This window comes from Nonomuraea sp. NPDC005650 (genome assembly GCF_040605375.1).
Classification (GTDB): domain Bacteria; phylum Actinomycetota; class Actinomycetes; order Streptosporangiales; family Streptosporangiaceae; genus Nonomuraea.
On the sequence record NZ_JBEXCR010000007.1, the window covers coordinates 77486 to 94889 of the forward strand.

Consider the following 17404-nt stretch of genomic DNA (forward strand, 5'->3'; position numbering starts at 1 on the left):
TGGGGCTAGGAGCTTGAGGCTAGCTAGGGGCTAGGGGCGGCCGAGGGCGCGGTAGTGCCATCCGGCGGACCGCCACGTCTCGGCGTTGAGGGCATTACGCCCGTCCACGATGCGCCGGGTCGCCACCACGGCCCCCAGCTCCTCGGGATCGAGCTCCACGAACTCCTGCCACTCCGTGAGCAGCAGCACCACGTGCGCTCCGCGTACCGCGTCGAGGGCTGATTCGCCGTAGTTCAGCTCGGGGTGGGCTTTACGGGCGTTGACGAGCGCGATCGGGTCGTACACGGTGACCTGTCCGCCCTGGTGGCCGATGGTCACGGCGACGTCCAGCGCGGGGGAGTCGCGGATGTCGTCCGAGTTGGGCTTGAACGCGGCGCCCAGCACGCCCACCGTGCAGCCGTGGAACGAGCCTCCGGCCAGCTCCCTGGCCAGATCGACCATGCGGGCGCGCCGCCGCAGGTTGATGGCGTCCACCTCGCGCAGGAACGTCAGCGCCTGGTCCGCTCCCAGCTCGCCGGCCCGCGCCATGAACGCCCTGATGTCCTTGGGCAGGCAGCCGCCGCCGAACCCGAGGCCCGCGTTCAGGTACCGTCCGCCGATCCGGTCGTCGTACGACAGCGCCTCGGACAGCTGCTTGACGTCGGCGTGCGCGGCCTCGCAGACCTCGGCCATCGCGTTGATGAACGAGATCTTGGTGGCCAGGAACGCGTTGGCGGCGGTCTTGACCAGCTCGGACGTGGCGAAATCGGTCACCACGAACGGAACCTCGCCCAGCGGCTCGTAAACCTCACGCAGCACCTTCTCCGCTCGCTCGGTGCGAACGCCGAGCACGATGCGATCCGGGTGCAAGGTGTCCTCGACCGCGAACCCCTCCCGCAGGAACTCGGGGTTCCAGGCCAGCTCGGCCTGCCCTCCGGCGGGCGCGAGACGGGCGAGCTTGTCCGCGAGCCGCTCGGCGGTGCCGACGGGCACGGTGGACTTGCCCACGACCAGGCACTGGCGGTCGAGGAACGGGGCGAGGGACTCGATCGCGTTGTCCATGTACGTGACGTCCGCGGCGTACTCGCCGCGCTTCTGCGGGGTGCCCACGCAGACGAAGTGCACGTCGCCGAAGGCGCCGGCTTCCTCGTACGAGGTGGTGAAACGAAGGCGGCCGGATTCGAGCCCGCGGCGGAGCACGGGTTCGAGCCCGGGCTCGTGGATCGGGAGCTCCCCTTGGTTGAGGCGGCGGACCTTGTCGGCGTCGATATCCAGGCCCAGGACGTCGAATCCGAGATCAGCCATGCATGCCGCATGGGTGATGCCCAGGTATCCGGTCCCGATCACCGTGAGGCGATATGGCACGAGTGAGCTCCTTTCGATCGCGCAGGCATGTTACCGGGACTCGCTACCTCGTACGTGCCACCTGCACTTGTTCGCAAACGGTACTGACTGGTAACAAGATGGTCGGACCTCCTAATATCTGACGTATGAGCTTCCCCTTGTACGCCCCCGCCGAAGAGCACGACATGCTCAGGGAGACGGTCCGGGCCCTGGCCGACGAGAAGATCGCCCCGCAGGCCGCGGCGGCCGACGAGAACGAGGAGTTCTCCTGGGAGGTTTACAAGGCGCTCGTCGCGGCCGACTTCCACGCCGTTCACATCCCTGAGCAGTACGGGGGCGCCGGGGCGGACGCGCTGGCCACGGTGATCGTGATCGAGGAGGTGGCCCGCGCCTGCGCGTCGTCCTCGCTGATCCCGGCGGTCAACAAGCTGGGCACGGTCCCGCTCCTGCTGTCGGCCTCGGAGGAGCTGAAGTCCCGCTACCTGCCGGCGGTGGCCAGCGGCGAGGCCATGTTCTCCTACGCCCTGTCGGAGCCGGAGGCGGGCTCGGACGCGGCCTCGATGCGGACGCGGGCGGTCCAGGACGGCGACCACTACGTCCTCAACGGCACCAAGATGTGGATCACCAACGCCGGCGTCTCGGAGTACTACACGGTGATGGCGGTGACGGACCCGTCGGCGGGCGCCCGCGGCATCTCCGCCTTCGTCGTGGAGAAGTCCGATGACGGTGTCTCCTTCGGTCCGAAGGAGAAGAAGCTCGGCATCAAGGGCTCACCCACCCGCCAGGTGATCCTGGAGGACGTCCGCATCCCGGCCGGCCGCATGGTCGGAGCCGCGGGCACCGGCTTCAAGACCGCTCTGGCCACCCTCGACCACACCCGCGTCACCATCGCCGCCCAGGCCCTGGGCATCGCCCAGGGCGCCCTCGACTACGCCATCGGCTACGTCAAGGAGCGCCGCCAGTTCGGCCGCCCGATCGCCGACTTCCAGGGTCTGCAGTTCATGATCGCCGACATGGCCATGAAACTGGAGGCGGCCCGCCAGCTCACCTACCACGCGGCCGCCAAGTCGGAGCGCGCCATGAACGGCGAGCCCCAGAAGGACCTGACCTTCCTGTCCAGCGCGGCAAAGTGCGCCGCCTCGGACGCCGCCATGGAGATCACCACGGACGCGGTGCAGTTGCTGGGCGGCTACGGCTACACCAAGGACTTCCCGGTGGAGCGCATGATGCGCGACGCCAAGATCACCCAGATCTACGAGGGCACCAACCAGATCCAGCGCATGGTCATGGCCCGCCAACTCCTCAAATAGCAGCCCTGAGGGGAAACGCATGGCCTTCGCAAGGGGGCGCTTCGCGCCAAGGAAGCTCAGGCTGTGACATTGGGGGGTGCGACCCCCCAAACCCCCGCCCCAAAAGCGTGGTCCTCACATGGGGGCGCTTCGCGCCAAGAGGGCTCGGGCTGTGACATTGGGGGGCGCGGCCCCCCAAACCCCCAGCCAAAAGCCGCTTCGCCGGTTCGTTGAGCACGCGAGCCACGGAGAGAAAGCTCGGCCAAGGGGGAGACCCTGAGGCCAGTGCGAGGTTCTGGTTGTGATGGGGTCGGCCCCATGATCCTTGTCACCGGACCTCGGAGAGCCGAAATCAAGCGCAGGGCCAAGGGACGTCTCTAGCCGCACCTCGGCTTGCGTGAGCCCGGGAGGCGATCCCGGCTAGCGCTCAACCCTTCACCGCGAGCCCGACGTCGAGCCGTACCTCGACCTCGTCGCTCAGCTTGAGCGCGCCGAACAACGCCGAATAAGGCCGAATCCCCCACCGGGACTGCACGATGACCGCCGAGCCCCGTACGCGGTCATCGGCGACCAGACCCTGGACCGTCACCAGCCGGGAGGTCCCGGCGATGGTGAGGTCGCCCTCGATGTGGAACGACTCCGCGGTCCCGTCGACCCGTGACGACCGGAACGTGATCGTCGGGTGGCGGTCGGTGTGCAGGATCTTCTCCCGGATGATCCGCCCGATCTCCTCGCGGTCGGAGTCCGTGAGGGGCTTGACGCCGCCGGTCCCGGTCCGAACTTCGAGCGACCCCGCGTCGACCTCGACGGTGACCGAGGAGCCGGCCGGGGAGGCGGCGTCGATCGTGGCGTCGCCGTGCCAGCGGGTGACCTCGATGGTGAGATCATGGCCCGCCTTGGCCCCCAGCCCGGTACGGGTCGTATGGATGAAGATCCGGCCGGAATCGGGGCCGAACGTGTAGCTACCAGCGGTGATGCTCACCTTGTCAGGCTAACTCGCACGGCGGGTCAGCCGCCGAGGTGGCACTACCGGCAGGTGCAGGAGATGCCGCCCAGGCGGCACTGCTGGCAGGCGGTGGAGATGCTGCCGCGGTGGCGCTACTGGCAGGTGGTGGAGATGCCGCCGCGTCCCCAGGCGCAAACGTCGATCTTCTTGAGGTCGCCGCCCCGGTAGAGGCCAGCCGTGTCCCCGTCGTTGTTCCAGACGTACCATTTGCGCCCCCAGTACAGGGTGGTCGCGGTGTTGCTCCCCTGGCCCGAGCGCACGGTCACCGACTTGCCGGGCTTGAGGGTGAAGCTGGGGAAGATGAACTTGTAGCCGGTCTTGTCGCGCAGGATCCAGTTCGCGAGCTGGATGCTCTGCCTGCTCATGTTACGCAGAACCGCGTATTCGCCGTTGAGCGAGACGTTGCCGCCCCGGTCCGATCCCGGCGAGTCGTAGTACACCTTGACGATCTGAACGACCGGGGTGGCGGCCTGGGCGGACGTCGCGGCCAACGGCAGGGCCACGGCGGTGACGCCGATCGCCGCGAGGAGACGCTTGAGCACTGCGGGCTCCACTTGACTGGTGATGGAACGTGACATCAATGAGACGGTCGCCGTGACGGCCGGGTTGGCGATCACCGGCGTCCGCATCCGGCCACTTCCGCGACATGCGCCGATCCGGGGCCCAGCACACCAAATGTCCCTATGTCACCATGCGCCACTATTTGCACACCCTTGGCATATCAACTACGGTCCCTGACTACTGTCATCCCCCTGTGTGCACGTGTGGAGTGATCAAGTGAAGAACCGCAGCGCGGGGACCGGCGCCGCCCTCACCGCAGCCGTGACCGTGGGCGTACTGGCCTTCACCGCCGCCTCGCCGGCCTACGCGTCCCCCAGCACTCCGACCCCCAGCCCCTCGCCCTCCGCCGCCCCGACCCCGACCGCCACCGCGTCGCCCAAGGGCCTGTTCGCGCCCCTGAAGTACCAGCTCAGCCTCAAGGGCCAGCGGCAGGAGACCAACTACTTCTGCGTCCCCGCCTCGTCGTCGATGAGCCTGTCGACCTTCGGCGTCAAGGTCAGCCAGTCGACCCTTGCCAAGAAGATGAAGACCACGGCCGCCGCCGGCACCAAGGGTTCGAACGCCCTGCCGGTGGTCAACGCCTACGTCAAGTCGCGCGGGTACAAGTTCACGATCCCCACCGACGCGGACGGCAACGCGCTCGTGCTCATGAACCGGGTCTCGGGAAACATCGGGGACCTGCACCGGGCGCCGGTGCTCGCGGTGTGGATGGAGCAGCTGCCCTGGAACAAGGGCAAGATCAAGGGCACCAAGGTCGGCCACGCCATCATCGCCTACGGTTACGACAAGACGGCGGGCAGCATCACCGTGTACGACCCGTGGAAGCCGACCGGCGGCACCCACACCGTCAAGGCCTCCGTCCTGGCCGATATCCTCCAGCCGGGCGGCAACATGTACTTCGTCTCCAAGCTCTGAGGTGACGCGGGCGGAGGGGGTTACGGGATGAGCGGGGAGCCCACGACCGGGCTGCTGCATCACGTCGAGATCTGGGTGCCCGACCTGCCGCGGGCCGTCGAGAGCTGGCGGTGGCTGCTGGAGGCGCTCGGCTACACCCTCCACCAGGACTGGGAGCACGGTCGCAGCTGGCGGCTGGGGGCCACGTACCTGGTGCTGGAGCAGTCGCCCGCGCTCAGCGCAGACCGGCACGACCGCCGCCGCCCCGGGCTGAACCATCTGGCCTTCCATGTGGGCAGCCGCGCCGAGGTGGACGCGCTGGCCGAGCAGGCGCCCGCGAACGGCTGGACGCTGATGTTCCCCGATCGCCACCCCTACGCGGGCGGGGACCAGCACTACGCCGCCTACCTGGAGGACCGGGACGGCTTCGAGGTCGAACTGGTCGCTCTCGACACCCCAGGTTGACGTGGTGGCGCCGGCCGCGCAGGAGCCCGGGAAGCCGCGGCGGATCCTGTCGTTCGGTGAAGCCAAGTGGGGCAAGGATCCTCGGGTGGCTCTGGTGGGGCTGGAGCGGCTGTATCGCCCTTAGGGGGCTGAATGGGTAGTTTGAGGTGACTTCACCCTTAGTTCAGTCATATGTCAGACAACGGCATTCGTCCGGTATACCGTCAGGTTTCGGTCTGATCCCTAACTGAAGACGGGTACCGCAACATGCGCAAAGTCCTGACGCTCGCCGTGGCCGCCACCGCATCGCTCGGCCTGCTCGCCGCCCCCGCCTCCGCCGACAACCGCCCGCGGGAGCTGCCGAACGAGATCTACGGCGGCGCCTGGACCGAGGGGCACGTCCAGGGGATCGCCATAGACGAGCGCAAGGGGTACATGTATTTCTCCTTCACCAACGTCCTCGTGAAGACCGACCTCAAGGGCAACCCCGTGGGCTCGGTGACGGGCTTCACCGGGCACCTCGGAGATCTGGACTTCAACGCCAAGGACGGCCGGGTGTACGGCTCCCTCGAGTACAAGGAGCAGGAGTCGTTCTACATCGCGATCTTCGACGTCGACCGCATCACCAGCATGGGCATGGACGCCCAGACCAGTGACGTCGTCAAGACCGTCTACCTCAAGGAGGTCGTCGCCGACTACACCGCCGACATGAACGGCGACGGCAAGTTCGACGGCAACGTGGGGAACACCGCCGATCACCGGTACGGGTGCAGCGGCATCGACGGCGTGTCCTTCGGGCCCGAGTTCGGGAAGAGGCACGGCAAGCAGCTGCTGACCGTGGCGTACGGGATCTACTCCAACACCACCCGTGACGACAACGACCACCAGGTCCTCCTCCAGTACGACATCGAGCGGTGGAAGAAGTACGAGAAGCCGCTCACCGAGAGCGACCCGCACAAGAGCGGCCCCGAGCAGGTCGACGGCAAGTACTTCGCCTACACCGGCAACACCACCTACGGCGTGCAGAACCTCGAGTACGACGACTTCACGGGCAACTGGATGATGGCCGTGTACAAGGGCAAGAAGCCGCAGTTCCCCAACTACTCCTTCTTCATGGTGGACGGCCGCGAGCGGCCCAGGGAGGGCGACATCGTCGGGCAGCCGCAGGCCGAGCGGGGCCGGCTGCTCGCGCTGGCGCCGGGCGGACTCCAGCACGAGGCCTCCGGGGTCCGGGGCTGGGAGTTCGGCGGCGAGTACGGCCTGATCTCGCTGGGCGGGGGACGCTACTACGTGTCCAAGTCCGGGACCGTCACGGAGGGCGGGGTCAGCAAGTACACCAGCCACGCCCAGCTCTTCCGCTGGACGGGCCAGACACCGACCCCGTTCGAGAAGGTCGGCTGACCGGAGCTCCAGCGGGTTGTCAGTTAAGGCTGTTATGGTCGGTCCGAAACCCACGAACCTGTACGAATCCTGCATGGGAGGGTCATGCGGACCACGAGCAAGATCGCTGCCTTACTGATCGGAATGACGGCTCCGATGGCCGTGGTGGCGCCCGCGGCCGGCGCGCAGGCGCGTCCGGCCTGGGTCGCCTACCACGGCCTCACCGCCGAGCAGAGCGTGGCGCGGGTCAAGCAGCTCAGGGACCAGGGCTTCCACCCGGTCACGGTGAACGTCTCCGACGGCGAGCGGTACGCGGCCGTGTGGGTCAAGGGCGGGTCGCCGGCCAACTGGGGCATCTGGCAGGGCATGTCCGCCGAGGAGTACCAGCAGCGGTTCGACCAGGGGCTGAAGGAGGGGGCGCAGCCGGTCTCCGTCTCCGCCACCGGGCCGGGTGACGCGCCGGTGTTCACGGCCGTCTTCGAGAAGCGGCGCGGGAAGTTCTTCGCCAGGTCGAACCTCACCCCCGCCCAGTTCGGCGCCGCCAACAAGCGGGCCACCGCCCAGGGCCTCGCGCTGGCCTCGGTCGACGTGTACGGCACCCCGGACGACCTGCGGTACGTGGGCGTGTGGACGGCCAACAAGGGCGGGGCCTGGTACTACACGTACGGGAAGTCCAGGCGGCAGCACGAGGCCGCGTTCTACGCCAAGAAGAAGCAGGGGTTCCGGCCGGTCAAGGTGGCCGTGGCGCCCGACGGGACGTACACGGCGGTGTGGCGCAAGGACGGAGTCAAGTCCTGGGCCCACTACATCGACATGACCTCCGCCAGCTTCCAGAAGCGCTTCGACGACCTCAGGGCCAAGGGGCTGGCCCCCGTCCAGGTGAACGCCGAGAACGGGTTGTACGCCGCCATCTGGCAGTGAGCGGCGCCGGGTCACCCGGCCTGGAGGATGCGGACATCGCCGGAGCCGCTCACGGCCTTGATGGTGTTGGGGCTCTTGGCGTCGTGCTCGGGCTCCGAGCGTTCGGTGCCGTCCGTGCTGCGGGCGGTGATCGCGTACGTCCCCTTGGGCACGGTGGCGGTCACCCGGCCGTCGCTGGAGCGCAGGTCGAGGGCGGTGGGCGGGCTGGTGAACGACACGTCGATCGCGCCGTCCGCCGTCCGGCACCGGACGCTCGGCGACTTCAGCCCCTCGCCCGTGATCGGGCCCTCGCTCCGCAGCCGCAGCTTCCCGGTGGCGCCAGAGACCTGGATGCGGTCCCGGCTGACCGCGTCCACGTCCTGGGCGAGGCCGTTCAGGATGACGCCGTCGTCGGCCTCGATCGACAGCGGCACGCCGGGCGGGACCTTGACGTGGTAGCGGGCGCCGCAGTCGCCGAAGACCATGCTGCAGTTCGCGCTCAGGCGCAGGGTGCCGTCCCGCAGGGACCAGGTGGCGTTGCCGTCGTCGGCGGCCTTGCCGCGCACCCACCGCTCCACCTCGACGCGCCCGCCGGTGCCCGGGAGGACACGCACGCCGCCCAGGGAGGCGTCGATCTTCAGCGCGGCGCCCGTGAACGGGAACGACTGCGCGGTGCGGACCTCCTCGGCGTCCAGGTCCACCTTGCACCCGGTCAACGCCAGCGCCGCCGCCAGCGTCGCCCCTGACACCATGACTTGCCTCATGGAGATGCTCATGCCGCCATGGTGGCCGAGCGCTCCCCGCCCGCCATCGACCATCCGACCGAGCTCGGGCGGCCCGCCATCGACCTTTCGGCCATAACGGCGGGCCGGCGAACGCTACAGAGCCGACAGTAGCGCCGTGACGTGCCGCAGCGGGTCCGTGCCCAACGGCCGCACCGCCACCGTCGTGGCCCCGGCCGCCCACAGCTCCTTGACGTGCTCGGCGGCGGCCTCGGGGGACCCCGACGCCATCGCCACCTCCTCGGGCGCGACCCCGAGGAACCCGGCCTGCCCCGCCACCAGGGCACGCGAGCTCTCCGGGACCTCGGCGCCGGTGTTGAGGAAGGAGAAGACCACGAGCTCGTGATCCGCGGAGCCGCCGATCTGGTCGAGGATCCCGGCCAGCTGCGCGGGCCCGACGCCCTCGGGGATGATCGTCCCCTGTGAGACCCGGCCCGACAGGGCCAGCGAGCGCGGCCCCTTCACCCCGGCCAGCACGGGCGGGGGCGAGGCGGGCGGGTGCACGAGGGACACCCCGTCCAGGTGGACGGACCTGCCGTGCAGGGTGACCGTCTCGCCGCGCAGCAGCGCGCGTACGGACGTGATCGTCTCCTCCAGGAGCGCCAGCGGCGACGCCGGGGCGGCGCCCACCTGGCGCATCCAGTCGCCCACGCCGTGCCCGATGCCGGCGGCCAGCCGCCCGGGGTGCACCCTGGCCAGGTTGGCCAGCTCCATCGCCAGCAGCATCGGGTTGCGCAGGGGAGCGGGCGTGATGCCGATGCCGACCCGCAGCCGGGACGTGACGGCGAGCGCGGTGGCGGCCGACGAGACGCCCCCGGTCCAGCCCAGGTCCTCCACCACCCACAGGTCGTCCACGGACGTGTCGTCGAGCGCCCTGGCGAAGGGGATCAACTGCTCGGGAGGAAGGTCCCGGTCGAACATGACTCCGAGTCTCACGATGCCCTCCAGTAATAGCGGAACAACCGGCCGACCTCCGAGTATTCAGCACGCAGGAACGCGTCGGCAGTCGGGACGTTCGCGACGTCCGTGGCCGCGACGATGCGCCGCACGCCCGCCTCGGCCAGCGTGCGGGTGCCCTTGGCCAGCAGGTCGTCGACGTAGCCGCGGCCGCGGTGCTCGGGCACCACGCCGATGTACGCGATCGAGTGGTCGTCGGGCGCCACCAGGCCGACGGGGGAGTCGCCCAGGTAGCCGATCACGAACCAGTCGGGCTTGCCCTTGCGGTTGACCAGGTCGTCGTACATCCATCGGGCCTCGTGCTCGGCCCCGGCCGTGGCCACCTCGATCCGCGTGTCGTAGTCGAGCGAGCCCTCCGAGATGCGCACGAGGAGGTCGACGACCTCCTCGCCGTCCATGCGGCACGCGGGCCGGTACGTCAGGCGGCCGGGGTCGGCCGGGAGGTCGTTGCCGGCCACCCATTCGAGCACCAGCCGCTCGACCTCCATGACGAACCCCGCGAGGGTCAGGGCCTGGTGCTCGACGGCGCGGTCGACCGCGGGGTCGAGGCCCGGTTTGAGCGAGATGTCGTGGATCATCTTGCCCAGCCCCATCGTGCGCAGGCTGCCGCGCAGCAGCTCGGCGGCGGCGACCGGGTCGGGGCCGGGGTCGAACGGCCAGATGGTCACCGGCTCCGAGCCGGGGAAGGGCGCCCAGAACGCCAGGCGGGCCTGCCCCTCCGCGAAGCACCACTCGGGCCGGGTCCTGCCCTCGTCGAAGGCGGCCACGAGCTGGGAGCGCCCCGGCTCGGGGAACTGGTCGAACAACGTGCAGGCCTCCAGGTGCGCCCGTGATGACATGACCATGTTCTCGCACGGAAGCGATCACTCAGGACGTGCCGCCCGGGGTCAGGCGGCGCTGCCGAAGGCCGAGCGCGCCTCGCCGAGGGATTCGCGCGTCTCGAAGTGCCGGTCGAGGTTGGTGATCGTCAGCAGGTGGCGGATCATGCCGGGGGCGAGCACCAGGATCAGGCGGCCTTTCACCCGCCGTACGTGGTTCAGGGTCGCCACCAGCACGCCGAGGCCCACCGAGTCGCAGAACGGGACCTCGGTCAGGTCGACGACGAGGTTGAGCGGGTCGGCGGCGGCGATGGCCTGTTCGAGCTCGGCCCGCAGCCGGGGCGCGCCTGCCACGTCGAGGTCGCCCACGACGTGCAGCACCGTACAGGGGTCCTCTCGCCACGACCTGACCACCATGGGGGCTTCACCTGCCGAACAGCCGACCGTTATTACTGTTTCTTACATATATTCTGCATTGCCGTTTTGGTGGTCGGAGTAACACCGGGTTTCGCCGACGGCATGGAAGTCGACTTGGACTTCGCGATCTTCGGCTGGTCGCTGCCGACGATCACCTCGATGCCCTCGACGTCCGCCTTGTCGAGCTCGGCCCCCTGGATGGCGGCGGCCACGATCTTCGCCTCGTCCTCGCGGCCGGCGGCGTAGCGGACGACCGTCTTCTTGTAGTCCTTCTTGGTCGTGTTGCCGGGCTGGCCGGGGACCTTGAAGCCGTACTCGACCAGCCCCGTCTTGGTGCGGGCGCCGAGACCCGTGATGAGCGTGCCGTTCTTGACCTTGACCGTGATGCTGCCGGGCGGGATCGCCGACGGCTTCACAGAAGGGGTGGGCGTCGGGGAGGCGACGGGCTTGGTCAGGTCCTGGTCCGCGTTGATCCGCGCGAACATGTCGCGGGCCGCCGGCTTGTCCCACAGGACCGCCGACTCGCCCGTGGGCGCCTTGAAGTTGACGTTGGACAGGGGCACCTCGGCGAAGCGCACGTCGTCGAGCGAGACGTCCCGCAGCTGGGTGGCCAGGCCGAGCAGCCCGTCGTCGGGATCGACCTTGACCGTGCTCAGCGTGGAGTTGACGAACGAGGCCAGCTTGGCCGGGTTGGCCAGCGTGTCGGCACTGAGCGCCCGGTTGAGCAGGGCCGAGATGACCTGCTGCTGCCGGTCGATGCGGTCGAGGTCGGAGCGCGCGGTGGCGCGGGTGCGGGCGTAGCCGAGCGCCTGCACGCCCTGGAGCTGGTGGGTGCCCGCGGGCAGGTTGAGCCCGGTCTTGGGGTCGTTGATCGGCACGGGCGTGCAGACGGTGACGCCGCCGAGGGAGTCGACGACGTCGATGAAGCCGAGGATGTTCACCTCGATGTAGCGGTTGATCTGCAGCCCGGTGGTGGCCTCGACGGCCTCCTTGGTGAGCCTGGGCCCGCCGAACTGGTACGCCGAATTGATCTTGTGCTCGCCCTTGCCGGGGATCGTCGTCCAGGTGTCGCGCGGCAGGCTCACCACTGTGACCCGGCGGTGGTCCTCCGACAGGTGGATGACCATCATGGTGTCGGTGCGCTGGCCGGCCTCGCGGCCCAGCTTGAGCCGGTTCTGCTGCTGGCGGGTGAGGTCGTCGCGCTTGTCGACGCCGACCAGCAGGATGTTCTCGGCGCCGCGGGCGGCGGGCACGGTCACCCCGGCGTCGACGGTGCCGATCTGCCGGGGGGTCGCCCACACCACGCCTGTGGCGACCAGGACCCCGGTGGACAGGAATCCGGCGACGAACACGTTGCGACGGCGGGCCTTGGCGCTCCTGAGCGGTTTGCGGGGGCGCGTCGGCGTGAGCTTGACGCCGCCGTAGGCGTCGCCGCCCACGAGCACACCGCCGTCCTCCTCGCCCGGGTCGCGCATCCCGTCCCCCTTTTGTCACCCGGAGGATCAGGCTTTCGATTGCTCTCCTCCCCTGCTCGTACAGTAGCGTGAGCCCCGCCATGAAGCAGTTCCCCGACTCGCCGCAGGCCCCCGCGGAGACGCGCGCCTGGCCCCCCATCTCCGTCATCATGCCGGTCCTCAACGAGGAGCGGCACCTTCGCGAGGCCGTCGACCAGGTCCTCGCCCAGAGCTATCCAGGTGAGATCGAAGTCGTTCTCGCCGTGGGTCCGTCCCAGGACCGCACCCAGGAGGTCGCCGACGCCATAGCGGCGGCCGACCCGCGGGTGACGGTCGTGCCCAATCCGACGGGCCGCACCCCCAACGCGCTCAACGCCGCCATCGCCGCCTCGCGCAACGGCATCATCGCCCGGGTCGACGGGCACGCCATGCTGCCCCCCGACTACCTGCGCGTAGCCGTCGAGACGCTGGCCGAGACCGGCGCCGACAACGTGGGCGGCATCATGGCGGCCGAGGGCGTCACGCCCTTCGAACAGGCCGTCGCCTGCGCCATGACGTCCAAGATCGGCGTAGGCGCCGCCGCCTTCCACGTGGGCGGCACCGCGGGCCCCGCCGACACCGTCTACCTGGGCGTCTTCCGCCGCTCGGCGCTCGACCGGGTGGGCGGCTACGACGAGCACTTCCAGCGGGCACAGGACTGGGAGATGAACCACCGCATCCGCGAGAGCGGCGGCCTGGTCTGGTTCCAGCCGCGCATGCGGGTCTCCTACCGCCCCCGCCCCAACGTCAAGGCCCTGGGCAAGCAGTACTTCCACTACGGCAGGTGGCGGCGCGTGGTCGCGCGCACCCACGAGGGCACGATCAACCTGCGCTATCTGGCGCCGCCCGCCGCGGTGCTGGCCATGGTGCTGGGGCTGGTCCTCTCGCCGTTCCTGCCGTGGACGCTCATCGTCCCCGGCGGCTACGCGGTCGCCATCGCGGCGGGCTCCGTGCTGACGGGCGGCGGGCTGCCCGCGGCGGCGCTGCTGCGGCTGCCGCTCGTGTACGCCACCATGCACTGCTCCTGGGGCTGGGGCTTCCTCACCAGCCCGAAGAAGCTGGCCAGGCCGCCCGGGTCATGACTCGGCGAAGACCCGCTCGACGGCGGCGTCGAAGCGGGTCAGCGCGTCCGGATACTCCGCCCCGAACAAGTGACTCCTCAGCTTGATCCTGGCCCGGGCCAGCGTGTCCTCCCCGTCGAGGAACTCCGCGAGCCCGGCCAGGTCACGCCCGATCAGCACGCCCGCCTCGGCGCTCGGATAGCGCTCGTGGAAGGCGCGCTCGGGCAGGCCCGAGACGTTCGTCACCGCGTACGGCTTCTCGCTGGCCAGGAAGTCGGCCACGACGCTTGAGATGTCGCTGATCAGCAGGTCGCACTGGTTGAAGCACTCGTAGAGGTGCGGCTCGGGGCCGGTGACGATCTGATGCTCGATCCGCGGCGTCTCCCCGGTCGCCTGCGACGGGTGCCGGGCCTTCGACTTGGCCAGCTCGGCCGCCTCGATCATGGCCACGATCTTCCGGTGCGCGCGGGTGGCGGTGCGGTCGCGGTGGCCGGTCAGCGGGTGCGGCTTGTAGATCACGCGCAACCGCGGCCGGTGGTCGAGCAGCGCCCGCACGATGCGCGGGCCCATGGTGATCAGCGAGGTGTGGAACAGGTCGTCGTTCCAGCCCTCCCAGGTGGGGGCGTACAGGACGGTGCGGTACGGCAGCCCCGGCCCCTCCGTCGAGATGCCTTCGAGCTGCGGCCGGCCGACCTCGTGGATGTTCTCGTCCCTGACGCCCACCCTGGCCCGGCGGTAGCGGTCGCGGCCGGCCGGACCGGCCACCCACACCTCGTCGTACACCCGGGAGAACGGGTTGAACGACGCCTCCTTGTCGCTGTCGCCGTGGTTGAGGAACGCGCTGCGCAGGGTCGGGATGCGCAGCATGTGGACGTTCCTGCCGACGTTGGAGACGTACAGGCAGAGCTTGGCGCCGGACAGGGCGCGGAAGCTCATCAGGTCGGCCGACGACGGGATGCACAACATCGGCAGCGTGGTCGAGTCGAGGTGGTTGGCCATGCCGCGCTCGCGCAGCACGACGATGGCGCGCCGGCCGATGCGCTCCAGCGTGGGCAGCCACATCCTGGCCTGGTAGGCGGCCGCGGTGGCGCCGGAGAAGTACAGGATGACCTCGGGCCGGTACTTCTCGACCTGCTCGCCCACGACCGCCAGCACCCTGGCCTTGTCGGTGAGCGGCGTGGCGCGGCGCACGTACGGGATGAGCGCGAGCGCCCCGGCGACGCCCAGCAGGACCGCCAGACCGGCGCCCACCGCGGCGGGCACGGCGCCGACGGCCGCGCCGGCCACCGGCAGCGCGTCCAGGTAGAGGAAGCGCATGCTGCGGCTGTCACGCAGGAACACGGGCGGCAGCTTCGGGATGCGCAGCGCCGAGACGTCGAGGTTGCGGGTGGTCACCGGCATGCGGCTGAGCGTCCCCTTGAGGCGCAGCGCCAGCGCCGTGTGCCCGGCCCGCACCACGTGGATCGCGAAGATCCCCGACGCCAGCGCCACGAACCACGGCGAGTCCACCCCCGCCATCCGCGCCACCAGCAGCAGCGCCATGGTCTCCCTGGCGGCGAAGCGCAGCGTGACCCCGAGGTGCACCCTGCCGAGCAGCTCGGGCAGCGGTCTGGCGGCGCGTGAGGCCGCGTACTCCACCGCGTAGGAGAGCACGGCGACCGCCCCGAACACCGCCGGCGCGGGCCAGAGAGCCGACCACAGCAGCACGGGGTAGCAGCTGAGCAGGGCGGCGATCACGATGAGTCTCCTCATGTAATCGCACAGTAACAACTCTCAGGTCAAACGTCTGTGACCTATCTGGGCAAGTCGGAGATCACCGGGGTTGCGGCGAGCTGGAAGAGCAGCTCGGCGATCCGCAGATCGGTGGGGTGGGTGACCTTGATGTTGTGCTCGCTGCCCGGCACGAGATGGATCGGCACGTCGGGCAGATAGCGCAGCACCACGCCGCAGTCGTCGGTGGCCGGGCGGCCGGCGAACCCGGGGTCGGCCAGAGCCCGCTCGTACGCCTCGCGGATCACCGAGAGCCGGAAGCACTGCGGCGTCTGGCTGCGCCGCAGCACCGACCTGTCGAGCACCTCGCCGATCACCTCGCCGCCGGGGCCCGGCACGGCCACGAAGACCGTGTCAGAGCTCGGGATCGCCACGTCGACGGCCGAATGGGTCTCCAGCGCCTTGACGCACTCGGTGATGATGCGGGGCTCCACGAGCGGGCGTACGGCGTCGTGCAGCAGCACGTCGCACTCCTCGGTGCCCAGCGCCTGCAGGGCCAGCCACGTGCTCTCGGTGCGGCTCGCGCCGCCCTCCACGACCTTGCTGACCTTGTCGTAGCCGCCCTTGTCCACGATCTCGCGGACCTGGTCGGTGTAACCGGGGGTCATCAGCACCACGATCTCGTCGATCTCCGGCGCGTTCTGGAACACCGCCAGCGAGTGCTCGATGATCGTCTTTCCGGCGACCTCGATGAGCTGCTTGGGGGTGTTCATCCCGATCCGCTGCCCCACGCCACCCGCGAGCAGCACCCCGACCGACCGCAACCGTGAATCCATATCGGCAGCGTAACGGTCCTGTTCCGTGATTACGCCTTGACCTGTCGCTACGCTGTGCCTACGCACCCCCAAGCCACGCGGCTCCCGCGCGACCGGGAGGAGACCTGCGCTTTGCCCGATTCACTGACCCGCGAGACCACGGCCACCTCGGTGGTCCTTCTCGCCACGACCCCGGCATGCAAGCTCCCCAGCTCCGACGGCACCTTGCTCGACCGCGTCACCGACCAGCTCGCCACGTTGCCCGTGCGCGAGATCCAGGTGGTGAGTCCGGGCGGCGGGCTCGGAGCCGACCTCAGAGGCGTCGCCAAGATCGCCCGGATCTCGTCGGGCGCGGTAGCCGTGCTGCCCGCCGATCTGGTGGCCCACACCGAGGCGCTGGCGCTGCTGCTCGACCACCCCGCGCGCGGCAGCGGGGCCCTGGTCTCCTACGAGGCCGCCGCGGCGCCCATGCGGCCGCCCGTACGCGTCGAAGGCGGCAAGATCGTCGCCGCCGGCAGCTCGTTCCACGTGGTCCCCGAGGCCAACGCCACCTTCAGGGGTGTGCTGAAGGCGGGCGAGGCCGACCTGGGCGCGCTGGCGGACATCGCGGAGGAGCTGGCCGAGCTGGCCGACACCGGCAAGCTGGGCCCGGTCACCCCCGTCGAGGCCGTCGACCTGCTGCTGGTCGGGCTGGTCAGATCCGGGGTCTCGGTGCGGGCGGCCGGGATCGGGCCGCTGCACGCCGACCGGGTGACCGGCCAGCACGCCGCCGACACCGCCGTCACCAGGCTGGCCGAGGTGGACGAGGCCAAGGTCCGGCTCGACCTGTCCATCAAGGCGGACGACGGCTTCTTCGCCACCTTCTTCGTCTCCACCTGGACGCGCCACCTGATCAAACCGGCGGTCCGGCTCAGGCTCGCCCCCAACACCGTCACCGGCGCCTCGATCGGGCTGGCCGCGCTGGCGGCCGTGTGGTTCTCGGCGAGCACCCAGGGCGGGCGGCTGGCGGGGGCGCTGCTGTTCTGCCTGTCCTTCGCGCTCGACTGCCTCGACGGGCAGCTGGCCCGCTACACGCGCACGTTCTCGCCGCTGGGGGCGTGGGCCGACGGCATGGCCGACCGGCTGAAGGAGTACGCCGTCTACGTCGGCCTGGCCCTGGGCTTCGCCGGCGACGTCTGGCACCTGGCCGTGGCCGCCATGGTCCTGCAGGTCGTCCGGCACGCCATCGACCAGACGTACGCGGGGGCTCTCACCGACGCCGCCCGCGTCGGCGCGCAGTGGGGGCGCCCGGCGCGCTCCCTCCTGGAGTCGGCGGACGGCACCCGGCCCCGGGGCGTGCTCGGGCTCGCCCAGCGCCTGGAGCGCGACGCGATCGCCCGCTGGATCAAGAAGATCGTCGTGCTGCCCATCGGGGAGCGCACCGCGTTGATCGCCATCACCGCCGCGGGCTGGAACGCCAGGGTGACGTTCCTGTCCCTGCTCTGCTGGGGCGGCGTGGCGGCCATCTATCAGCTCGCCGGACGGATCGTGAGGTCGGCACGGTGATTTCCATCC

General features: G+C 69.9%; 17 protein-coding genes. 7 read left to right on the plus strand and 10 right to left on the minus strand.

Annotation, left to right across the window (positions count from 1 at the left end; all coding sequences use genetic code 11):
• Window positions 1-30: 30 nt before the first annotated feature.
• Window positions 31-1344 (minus strand): UDP-glucose/GDP-mannose dehydrogenase family protein, encoded by a 1314-nt coding sequence (locus ABZS69_RS13760; RefSeq protein WP_355370852.1) that lies wholly within the window; start codon window positions 1342-1344, stop codon window positions 31-33.
• Between the two features lie 125 nt (window positions 1345-1469).
• Here ABZS69_RS13760 and ABZS69_RS13765 point away from each other — a divergent pair, with 125 nt between their 5' ends.
• The gene (locus ABZS69_RS13765; RefSeq protein ID WP_355370854.1) at window positions 1470-2633 is read left to right on the plus strand and encodes an acyl-CoA dehydrogenase family protein; all 1164 of its coding nucleotides are present in this window, start codon (window positions 1470-1472) and stop codon (window positions 2631-2633) included.
• A 406-nt stretch (window positions 2634-3039) separates the two neighbouring features.
• Here ABZS69_RS13765 and ABZS69_RS13770 read toward each other — a convergent pair whose 3' ends face one another.
• Window positions 3040-3594, minus strand: coding sequence for a YceI family protein (locus ABZS69_RS13770; protein WP_355370857.1), 555 nt, complete (start codon window positions 3592-3594; stop codon window positions 3040-3042).
• Between the two features lie 116 nt (window positions 3595-3710).
• Window positions 3711-4160, minus strand: coding sequence for a lamin tail domain-containing protein (locus ABZS69_RS13775; protein WP_355370860.1), 450 nt, complete (start codon window positions 4158-4160; stop codon window positions 3711-3713).
• A gap of 235 nt (window positions 4161-4395) precedes the next feature.
• Here ABZS69_RS13775 and ABZS69_RS13780 point away from each other — a divergent pair, with 235 nt between their 5' ends.
• The 4 genes from ABZS69_RS13780 to ABZS69_RS13795 all read left to right on the plus strand — a co-directional run bounded on the left by ABZS69_RS13780 (window position 4396) and on the right by ABZS69_RS13795 (window position 7818).
• Window positions 4396-5094: a C39 family peptidase gene (locus ABZS69_RS13780; protein ID WP_355370862.1), complete on the plus strand. Its 699-nt coding sequence runs from the start codon at window positions 4396-4398 to the stop codon at window positions 5092-5094.
• A gap of 27 nt (window positions 5095-5121) precedes the next feature.
• Window positions 5122-5538 (plus strand): VOC family protein, encoded by a 417-nt coding sequence (locus ABZS69_RS13785; RefSeq protein ID WP_355370865.1) that lies wholly within the window; start codon window positions 5122-5124, stop codon window positions 5536-5538.
• A gap of 246 nt (window positions 5539-5784) precedes the next feature.
• Complete coding sequence (locus ABZS69_RS13790; protein WP_355370868.1) at window positions 5785-6918, plus strand: hypothetical protein; 1134 nt, start codon at window positions 5785-5787, stop codon at window positions 6916-6918.
• 123 nt (window positions 6919-7041) lie between these two features.
• On the plus strand, window positions 7042-7818 hold the full coding sequence (locus tag ABZS69_RS13795; protein ID WP_355370871.1) for a hypothetical protein: 777 nt from the start codon (window positions 7042-7044) through the stop codon (window positions 7816-7818).
• Between the two features lie 11 nt (window positions 7819-7829).
• Here ABZS69_RS13795 and ABZS69_RS13800 read toward each other — a convergent pair whose 3' ends face one another.
• The 5 genes from ABZS69_RS13800 to ABZS69_RS13820 form a co-directional block, all read right to left on the minus strand.
• Window positions 7830-8573: a hypothetical protein gene (locus ABZS69_RS13800; protein WP_355370874.1), complete on the minus strand. Its 744-nt coding sequence runs from the start codon at window positions 8571-8573 to the stop codon at window positions 7830-7832.
• Between the two features lie 102 nt (window positions 8574-8675).
• Entirely contained in the window at window positions 8676-9515 is an 840-nt protein-coding gene (locus ABZS69_RS13805; protein WP_355370877.1) for an LLM class flavin-dependent oxidoreductase, read from the minus strand.
• Entirely contained in the window at window positions 9512-10375 is an 864-nt protein-coding gene (locus ABZS69_RS13810; protein ID WP_355370880.1) for a GNAT family N-acetyltransferase, read from the minus strand. The genes ABZS69_RS13805 and ABZS69_RS13810 overlap by 4 nt, the downstream gene beginning before the upstream one ends.
• 48 nt (window positions 10376-10423) lie before the next feature.
• Entirely contained in the window at window positions 10424-10771 is a 348-nt protein-coding gene (locus ABZS69_RS13815; RefSeq protein ID WP_355370883.1) for an STAS domain-containing protein, read from the minus strand.
• A gap of 32 nt (window positions 10772-10803) precedes the next feature.
• Window positions 10804-12246, minus strand: coding sequence for an LCP family protein (locus ABZS69_RS13820; RefSeq protein ID WP_355370886.1), 1443 nt, complete (start codon window positions 12244-12246; stop codon window positions 10804-10806).
• Window positions 12247-12326: 80 nt separating this feature from the next.
• On the opposite strand from ABZS69_RS13820, the gene ABZS69_RS13825 reads away from it, so the two are divergent.
• On the plus strand, window positions 12327-13346 hold the full coding sequence (locus tag ABZS69_RS13825) for a glycosyltransferase family 2 protein (RefSeq protein WP_355370889.1): 1020 nt from the start codon (window positions 12327-12329) through the stop codon (window positions 13344-13346).
• On the opposite strand, the gene ABZS69_RS13830 is transcribed toward ABZS69_RS13825, so the two are convergent.
• Together ABZS69_RS13830 and ABZS69_RS13835 are read right to left on the minus strand one after the other, a co-directional pair.
• Window positions 13341-15077, minus strand: a complete 1737-nt coding sequence (locus tag ABZS69_RS13830) for a CDP-glycerol glycerophosphotransferase family protein (RefSeq protein WP_355370891.1) — start codon at window positions 15075-15077, stop codon at window positions 13341-13343. The two genes, ABZS69_RS13825 and ABZS69_RS13830, sit on opposite strands and share 6 nt — an antisense overlap.
• 41 nt (window positions 15078-15118) lie before the next feature.
• A complete protein-coding gene (locus ABZS69_RS13835) occupies window positions 15119-15871 on the minus strand; it encodes an IspD/TarI family cytidylyltransferase (RefSeq protein ID WP_355370894.1) in 753 nt (250 codons plus the stop codon).
• Between the two features lie 111 nt (window positions 15872-15982).
• On the opposite strand from ABZS69_RS13835, the gene ABZS69_RS13840 reads away from it, so the two are divergent.
• Window positions 15983-17395 carry a CDP-alcohol phosphatidyltransferase family protein gene (locus tag ABZS69_RS13840; protein WP_355370897.1) on the plus strand — a complete coding sequence of 471 codons (1413 nt, stop codon included), beginning with the start codon at window positions 15983-15985 and terminating at the stop codon, window positions 17393-17395.
• Window positions 17396-17404: the final 9 nt, after the last annotated feature.

Bases quoted from the DNA above. Each gene is read 5' to 3' on its own strand.
- ABZS69_RS13815 (WP_355370883.1), bottom strand. From the start codon at position 10,771: ATGGTGGTCAGGTCGTGGCGAGAGGACCCCTGTACGGTGCTGCACGTC.
- ABZS69_RS13830 (WP_355370891.1), bottom strand. From the start codon at position 15,077: ATGAGGAGACTCATCGTGATCGCCGCCCTGCTCAGCTGCTACCCCGTG.
- ABZS69_RS13765 (WP_355370854.1), top strand. From the start codon at position 1,470: ATGAGCTTCCCCTTGTACGCCCCCGCCGAAGAGCACGACATGCTCAGG.
- ABZS69_RS13800 (WP_355370874.1), bottom strand. From the start codon at position 8,573: ATGAGCATCTCCATGAGGCAAGTCATGGTGTCAGGGGCGACGCTGGCG.
- ABZS69_RS13785 (WP_355370865.1), top strand. From the start codon at position 5,122: ATGAGCGGGGAGCCCACGACCGGGCTGCTGCATCACGTCGAGATCTGG.
- ABZS69_RS13810 (WP_355370880.1), bottom strand. From the start codon at position 10,375: ATGTCATCACGGGCGCACCTGGAGGCCTGCACGTTGTTCGACCAGTTC.
- ABZS69_RS13835 (WP_355370894.1), bottom strand. From the start codon at position 15,871: ATGGATTCACGGTTGCGGTCGGTCGGGGTGCTGCTCGCGGGTGGCGTG.
- ABZS69_RS13825 (WP_355370889.1), top strand. From the start codon at position 12,327: ATGAAGCAGTTCCCCGACTCGCCGCAGGCCCCCGCGGAGACGCGCGCC.
- ABZS69_RS13790 (WP_355370868.1), top strand. From the start codon at position 5,785: ATGCGCAAAGTCCTGACGCTCGCCGTGGCCGCCACCGCATCGCTCGGC.
- ABZS69_RS13795 (WP_355370871.1), top strand. From the start codon at position 7,042: ATGACGGCTCCGATGGCCGTGGTGGCGCCCGCGGCCGGCGCGCAGGCG.
- ABZS69_RS13820 (WP_355370886.1), bottom strand. From the start codon at position 12,246: ATGCGCGACCCGGGCGAGGAGGACGGCGGTGTGCTCGTGGGCGGCGAC.